This window comes from Anaplasma marginale str. Florida, from assembly GCF_000215485.1.
In the GTDB taxonomy this organism is placed as follows: Bacteria; Pseudomonadota; Alphaproteobacteria; order Rickettsiales; family Anaplasmataceae; genus Anaplasma; species Anaplasma marginale.
In genome coordinates, this window is record NZ_AFMS01000014.1 from 1 (window position 1) to 7,566 (window position 7,566).

General features: G+C 50.7%; 3 protein-coding genes and 2 pseudogenes. 1 reads left to right on the forward strand and 4 read right to left on the reverse strand.

Going from position 1 to position 7,566, the window contains the following annotated elements; translation table 11 throughout:
- Positions 1 to 3,657: pseudogene (ankC, locus tag GAC_RS00505) on the forward strand (ankyrin repeat domain-containing protein AnkC); the annotation flags it as partial.
- Positions 3,658 to 3,786: 129 nt separating this feature from the next.
- Here ankC and nuoH read toward each other — a convergent pair.
- The 4 genes and pseudogenes from nuoH to GAC_RS00525 form a co-directional block, all read right to left on the reverse strand.
- Complete coding sequence (gene nuoH, locus GAC_RS00510) at positions 3,787 to 4,845, reverse strand: NADH-quinone oxidoreductase subunit NuoH (protein WP_012658961.1); 1,059 nt, start codon at positions 4,843 to 4,845, stop codon at positions 3,787 to 3,789.
- Between the two features lies 1 nt (position 4,846).
- Positions 4,847 to 6,922, reverse strand: a complete 2,076-nt coding sequence (gene nuoG, locus GAC_RS00515; RefSeq protein WP_010264599.1) for an NADH-quinone oxidoreductase subunit NuoG — start codon at positions 6,920 to 6,922, stop codon at positions 4,847 to 4,849.
- A 7-nt stretch (positions 6,923 to 6,929) separates the two neighbouring features.
- Entirely contained in the window at positions 6,930 to 7,145 is a 216-nt protein-coding gene (locus GAC_RS00520; protein ID WP_010267645.1) for a hypothetical protein, read from the reverse strand.
- 180 nt (positions 7,146 to 7,325) lie between these two features.
- A pseudogene (locus GAC_RS00525) lies at positions 7,326 to 7,566 on the reverse strand (hypothetical protein); the annotation flags it as partial.

The following is a 7,566-nucleotide window of genomic DNA, read 5'->3' on the forward strand; positions in this document are numbered from 1 at the left end:
GCAAGAGGCACAAAACGAAACGGACAAACGCTTCGTCAGGCACAAGGAGAAAGACCAATCCTCACACTGCGACATATCTGGCGCGACTATAGCGATAAAACTGGGCGGTGGCACGCTATTGGCCACCAAGCTGCTCTACAGTGACTTATGTAACAAGAACAATTTGAGTAAAGCTACATTTGACTTTAACCAAGGCCAAGACCGAGGTTACGTAGAAAAAGTAGGCAACAAGCGCAACTATGTAGCTACTGAAGGCGTCGTAAAGCTGACTTTATCCTGGAAGCCGGCGCAAGGCCCCGAACAGAAAGTGGTCGTAATGGTCCATGCGGACGGGAAGATAAGCGTAGCACCTGATTCCATAAACAAATGTGGCAGCAAAGGGGAAAAGTTAAACTTCAACAACTGTAGGGTATACGTAGGAGGGTTTTCTCTGGAAGATGCGCTGAGAAACGGCGTCTGGAAAGCTGAACCAGCGCAAGTTGCAGCGGATCGTGCGCGAAGCCTAGACGTCGCGCAGGAAACAGGGCAATCACCCGATATGGGCGAACAGCGCTCAGGAGAACGAGGTCCTGAACGTGATGGAGATGCGGCAACGCCCGTCATGCAGGACGCACATAGTGACCCAAGCGCCGACGTACAAGAGCGCAGTGGCACAGCATATCGTAGGCAGCGGAGTGCATCTTACCCTGATGTAAGGCCGAAAGAATCAGATTCTGACCTACCCCAACTACAGAACTACATTAACGGTGTCTCTGGCTCTGAACTAAGCTCTGCACCACACCCTGCACCGCGCAGCAGTACCGCTGACCGAAGGGATGGCCCCGACGGCGGTGCGTCTTTTCGGGCAGAGGTTGGTCAACCGCACGCGGAAGGGTTGCAGTCACCCCATAGTGAAGCGCAAAACCCCGGGAACCGCGAACCCGGACATGACGGAAATATGGCATCGCTCACCACACAAGACGTTAATGCTATACAAGAAGAGCCGGGTGGTACAACTCGTGGTAGGCAGCGGAGTGCGTCTTACCCTGATGTGAGGCCTGAGGCAGAAGATCCTCAGCCACTGCACCCTGTACCGCGCGGCAGTATAGCTGACCTAGGGGATGGCTCTAGCGCCAGTGTGTCTCCTCAGACAGAGCCTGGCCCACCGCACACAGACACAGCGCAAATGTACAGTGGGGTTGGACGTGAAGACGGAACTGAGGAATCCCCTACTACACCTTACCCAACCGCACAAGCATACGGCGAGGAGGCAACAGATGACGCGGGGAAATCTACGTACAGCTCTGAGCCACATAGTGTAATTGATGGGCAGGATCACGGCGCCGTTGACGAAGTACGCGGCAACACTGTAGACGCAGCAGCAAATATTGGCGGTGACAGCATCGGCAATTCAAAGCAACACTCCGACCAGGAAGAAGCTATACCACAACCAACGGCTAGCGCGTTGACAAACTTTGAACGCGTCAATGCAGCTGCTACAACTGAGCAAAGTGCACACGCTGTTGGCACCCTCAAATATATACAAGATGGTGCACAGGGGACTCGGGAGTGGGCCAGCATAACGGGCGTGTGCAACTATATTAACAACTATTATGCATTTAATACCAACGAAAATAGCGATGTGGCCTCAGCCGCCGCAGCTATTAAGGCGCTTCGTGACCAATATACGGCAGACGATGATGCTGGGAAGGAAGACGCTGCACGCGAACTCAAGGAGGCGATCCCCGCAACGTTGGCGCAACATAACATTGAATTTAAAGATTTGGGCACAAACCCAACGGTCACTGTGCTCAACGGTGTGGTGCAACACCCCAACATCAGCATACCCGATCACTGGACCTCTCCTTACGGGTTTGGAAAAGATCTTGATGCTGAAATAAAGTCAGGGCTACAGTTCATAACAGACGTTTGCGATCGGTCCTCGGTGGATTGTACAATCAACATGCCTCTGCGGCATCTTCCTATGTTGGCAATAGCTGTACAGAAAATCAAGGATAGCCCCCCTACAGAGGTTGATCTAAACGCCCCTAACATTAGCTCGGCAGATGGAGAAAGGATATTGAAGGATATCGCGAACACCTGCATGCTGTGCGATGAAATTACCGTGGGATCAAGAAGACAGGCCAGCACTGCGTACGGGATGCCAAGCGCGCGGCAATCTGCACCCCATGAAACGGGCGAACAACACAGCTTGGATCGGGAACGCAGCAGATCAGTAAGCTTTGCGTCGTTTACAAGCGACGACGAAGGCGTGATAAGCGCAGAGGATGAAGAGTATTGCACGCAGGCAGATAGTCTAAGTGTGGCAGAAGAGGACCTCCACGAGCTTTCATGGGATCCCACTTATGACGCCGGGCTGCACACAGGGCAAGCTAGCAGTGCACTTGCGGCACCAGATGTAGCGGAGCAATACCCCTATGTTGAGGACGCAAAACTCCCCCTTCATCACAGCTCTCACAGAAAACTGCTGATATATTGCGCGGCCTAGGAGTACAGGACAGCAGCAACAACCTGGCTTCAGATCAAAGCCATGAAGACCAGGAAACTGTATCAGAGGCAGGCGTCCTAGATACAGTGACTGCTTGGCAGAGTATCATGCACGTGTGTAAGCAGACCGGCTCTTACTACGCATTTGACATACCAGCTACCTGCAATATTGAGGATATTGCATCAGCTCTATCATCACGACACAAAACTATAGAGAACGATACTACGCTCAGTGCAGATAGGCGAAAATCAGCAATAGCAGAGGCAATAGTGGAAGTTATGCGTGACCATGGCGCAAGATGCGCTGTGCTCGGCACCCCGATACTGCAAATAACCAATGATGACATACAAATAGAGGATAGTGGCCAAAAACTCTCCGAGGAATATAACTCACCTTACGGATTTGGAGCAGAAGTTGATAGTCAAATAAAGTCCGCGCTATCGTCGGTCCGGGAAATTGCACGTAGATCCTCTAATAACTTTACAATGCGAATCTCTCTGGAATATCTGCCGAGGATCGTAGAGGCGGTGGAACAAGAAAGGGCGCAGCCACCATCAGGTATAACGTGGCCGCAGTTGGGAGCTGGAGAAGAGTCAGCCATTGATCAGACAGATGGGCAGAGACTCCTCAAAGATATAACAAATACCTGTTTGCATGCTGCAACAGAGCTCGGCAGTCCGCAGGAAATTTTTTCTGGCTCGGTGCAAGAAATTACGGAGCAGTTTGAACACAAGAAAGAGAGAGCGCGAAGTAGCAGTGTGTCCAGCACTTTCTCAACCCGCAGTAGGTCTTCCACAGCTTCTTCCACAGATTCAGAGCAAGCACCGGTACTAGCACGGTTATCCAGTGACGCCAAACAAACGCTGGAAAGTGCGATAGCGGGGCTGACCGACAGTTTGCGCAGTACTACATCTGGGCATGACAGCGCAGCAGAGTCATTGCAACGGAAAACAGGACCTGATGATAGGGATGCATCCCCCAGTATAGGCGCACAAATACTTCGTGCTGAGAATTGGACAGGCTCAGGCCAAAGCTTTCCAGAAACCTCGATAACACTTGTGGAGAATGAAGAGCATGATGGCTCAGGTCTACCTAGAACACCTACCCCTACTCCAGAGGTAAAACAGCACGAGGGGGAATTGAGCGGCAATAGTTGCCTTACATATTAAAATTTACAGGAGGATGCAGACCCAGCTTGTATCTACAGCGTACCAAGCTGTTCCCCCAGCCTAAAAGTTCGCGAGCGGCTTGCGCACCCGACCTCTAGGCAATTGTGGGAGGGTCTCACGCGGCCGCTGTTACTTAGGCAGCTTATCTAGATATAAAAGTACCCCAGAAACCACCATCACCCACACGAAAGAAAACGGCAGAAATACTTTCCATCCCAATCTCATGAGCTGGTCATACCGATAGCGTGGTATGGTCGCTCTGACCCATATAAAGCAAAACAGCAGCAACAGAACCTTCAGGCAGAACCACACAAATCCGGGAATCAAATACAGAAATTGGACGTCTATTGGGGGATACCACCCACCCAAAAAGAATATCGTCATCATGGCACTGACGAGAATCATGTTGGCATATTCACCCAAAAAGAACATGGCGAACGGCATGGATGAATACTCAACGTTATATCCGGAAACCAGTTCCGACTCGGCCTCAGGCAGATCAAAAGGATGGCGATTCGTCTCGGCGAGTATTGAAATAAAAAACACGAACGCCATGGGCAGCAATAGCAAATCCACCCAGTACGGCATGGTGTGACGCATCACAACAATGTCAACCAATCTTAGAGACCCAGCCGATACAGCCACTGACAGGACAACCAGCCCCATGGACACCTCATAGGAAATCATCTGGGAGGCAGATCTGATTGCGCCTAGAAACGCATACTTTGAGCCACTAGACCATCCTGCCATGATGATCCCGTAAACCTCTAGAGAAGATATGGCAAAGATGTATAAAACCCCCAAATTGATATTGGCAATAGACGCGGGAATGGTAGTTTCAACGCCGTTGACCACATACGTACTGGCCCCAAGAGGTATGACCGCCCACCCAGACAGCGCGAGAGTGAATGTGATAACAGGCGCAATAAAGAAAGCAAAATTCCTCGACTGCAGCGGAACAATACTTTCTTTGGTCACCAGCTTTAGCGCGTCAGCAAACGGTTGTAGCAGGCCAAACGGCCCAACAACGCTCGGACCGTGCCTCAGCTGCATAAAGGCAATAACTTTGCGCTCCATGTATACAAGGTACGCAACCGAAATCATAACTCCCACAATCGCGGAGAGCATGACAAAAACCGACGACCCAGACGACAACAGTTGAGCCATCAATCTCTGGAGGATATCCATATCAGCAGGCTTTCTCTGTGAAAAATTTAGTACACTTGGCCATGGTCGCAGACGCCCTGCTTATAGGATCAGTCATATAAAAATTCCTTCGCTCAACAGTAAACTCCCCCTTCAATGCGGGCAACCGCGGCTTACCGCCTTTGCTAGGCGCGGACCATTTTGCAGCAACCAAGCTCCCTATGTTTTCTTCCCTAAACTGGTCGCCAACGCTCGCAAGCTCCTTCCAAACGTCAAAAACTGAACTATAACGAAAATCGCATCCAACGCGCTCTGCCAGCATATTTAATATCATCCAATCCTCCACTGAATCCCCAGGGGAGCGAACCGCAACCTCAGTTCTTTGCACCCTCCCTTCAGTATTGACGTAAGTGGCCCTTTTTTCCGTATACGCAGCACCGGGCAGTACAACATCCGCAATGTGCGCACCACGGTCCGCATGATGCCCCTGATACACCACAAAGAGCGCAGGATTGGCGTCCTTTACGGGGCCGAGATCTATCTCATCCGCACCGAGAAGATATAACATCTGGAAATCGCCACTGGAAGCCTTATGCAAAATCTCGCGTACTCCAACTTTGTTTGGATCTTTCGGAAGGAAGCCTATATCCAACCCCCCAACCCTAGCGGCCGCTCTGTGAAGCACATTAAACCCATTCCAGTCATCCCGAACCATATTAAACTTCTCTGCAATGCGGGCAGCCAGCTCCAATACTTCCCCTCCTACATCCGAAACGAGCGCGTCTTGCCCTAGCACAATCATCGGCCTTTTTGAAGCCTGCAAAGCCCCGCAAAATTCGTGATGTCCATCGTAAATATCCCGTAACACGCTGAGCTCTCGCCCCAAATCCTGCACCGCATATGTGTAGTCAAAACCACATCCCGCAGCAGCAATAACAATGCCGCCGCCCAGATATCGTTTGCGCAGTCTGGCATTTATTATGGGTGCGTCAAACCTCAGGTTCGCATTCACCAGCAAGCACAAGTCTGCCTCTTCTATGCCTGCAATCGACGTATTAAACAGGTACATACTTCTGGGGTTTGGCGGCAGTTTAGCTCCATCTTGCCTGCATTCCATGGTTTCGCTACCATGGTGACACATCAGCTTTTTCAACAAAAACATAGATTCACAATCCGCCAGGTCACCAGAAATCGCGGCTATACCACCAGGCGGCGTATTACGGAAGCGTTCCATAACCAGTCCAAGCGCTTTATCCCAACTAGCCTCTACAAGCTTATTGCGCTTTCTCACATAAGGCTTATCCAGGCGCTGAACATTCAAGCCATCGTACGAGAATCTCGTTTTATCTGAAATCCACTCCTCATTTATGTCTTCATTCAGCCTCGGCAGAACGCGCATGACCTCAAGACCGCGAGAGTCGACCCTGATATTGCTGCACACAGCATCTAAGACGTCTATCGTGTCACAATGAGAGAGCTCCCACGGCCTGGCCTTGAATGAATACGGCTTTGAGGTAAGAGCGCCTACGGGGCATAGATCTATTATATTGCCAGACAACTCGGAAAGCACACCCTGCTTGATGCAAGAATCTATCTCCATGCTTTCCCCCCTGCCAAAGGTGCCGAACTCATATGTTCCTGCAACATCTGACAGAAACCTCACACACCTGGTGCAGTGGATGCACCGGTTCATCGAGTTTTCTATAAGGGGGCCAAATGCCTTTTTCGATACGGCCCTTTTACATTCATCATACCTACCGATACCGCGCCCGTAGCCCATAACTTGATCTTGCAGGTCGCACTCTCCCCCTTGATCACAAATTGGGCAATCCAGAGGATGATTTATCAGTAGTAGCTCAAGTACACCTTCCCTGGCCTTGCGCACCCTTTCGCTGCCAGTGCTTATCTCCATACCTTCAGATACAGGCATGGCGCACGAAGCAACGAGCTTGGGTTGCCCGGTAATTTCCACCAGGCACATCCTGCAATTTCCGGCTATAGCCAGACGTTCGTGATAGCAAAACCTCGGAATTTCGACCCCGGCGCTCTCACATGCCTGGAGGACAGTAACCCCCTCTTCGACTTCTATCTCCGTAGAGTTTACTACCACCTTGACCACGGCACCCCTATATGCTTGACCACTGCACCGGAATCCCGTCAGAGCCCTCGACCAGATTACCGTCGTCAAACTGGGCCGCCATGAACACGTGCCCTTTATCCCTATCAACGTACCTTACGGGCTTCACTGCCTTTCCGGCATACATCTTGGCAGAGCTACCTTTCTTACGTTGGTTAGGATTATTTTTGCTAGCAGTTTTAGCAACCTTGCCACCTTTTGCCATCGTAACCTCCTAAAAACAGGACCAATTTTATCAGGTGACATCACCCCGTCAACAACAATAACCAAGATAGGTCCGGAAATAGCGCGGAAGTAAAACTAAAAGATACCCCAACTAATGCGACCGGGTATAATCCCAACAACCTAGGCCATAGACGCGGCAACTACACCTGGAAAGAAAACCTTATGAGTCAATATTTTCGACTCTGAGCGCGTTATCGTTAATGAAGTCCCTTCTGGGTTCGACAAGATCGCCCATTAGCACCGAGAAGATGGAATCGGCTGCAGCATAGTCCGATATTTTGACCTTCAGCAACGTCCTGGTCTCAGGATTGAGCGTAGTATCCCACAATTGGTCTGCGTTCATCTCACCAAGACCTTTAAACCTCTGAAGCGCCATATCCTTACGACCGAATTCCACCACA

Coding starts and splice junctions, on each gene's coding strand:
- nuoH (WP_012658961.1), bottom strand. CDS start 4,845: ATGGATATCCTCCAGAGATTGATGGCTCAACTGTTGTCGTCTGGGTCG.
- GAC_RS00520 (WP_010267645.1), bottom strand. CDS start 7,145: ATGGCAAAAGGTGGCAAGGTTGCTAAAACTGCTAGCAAAAATAATCCT.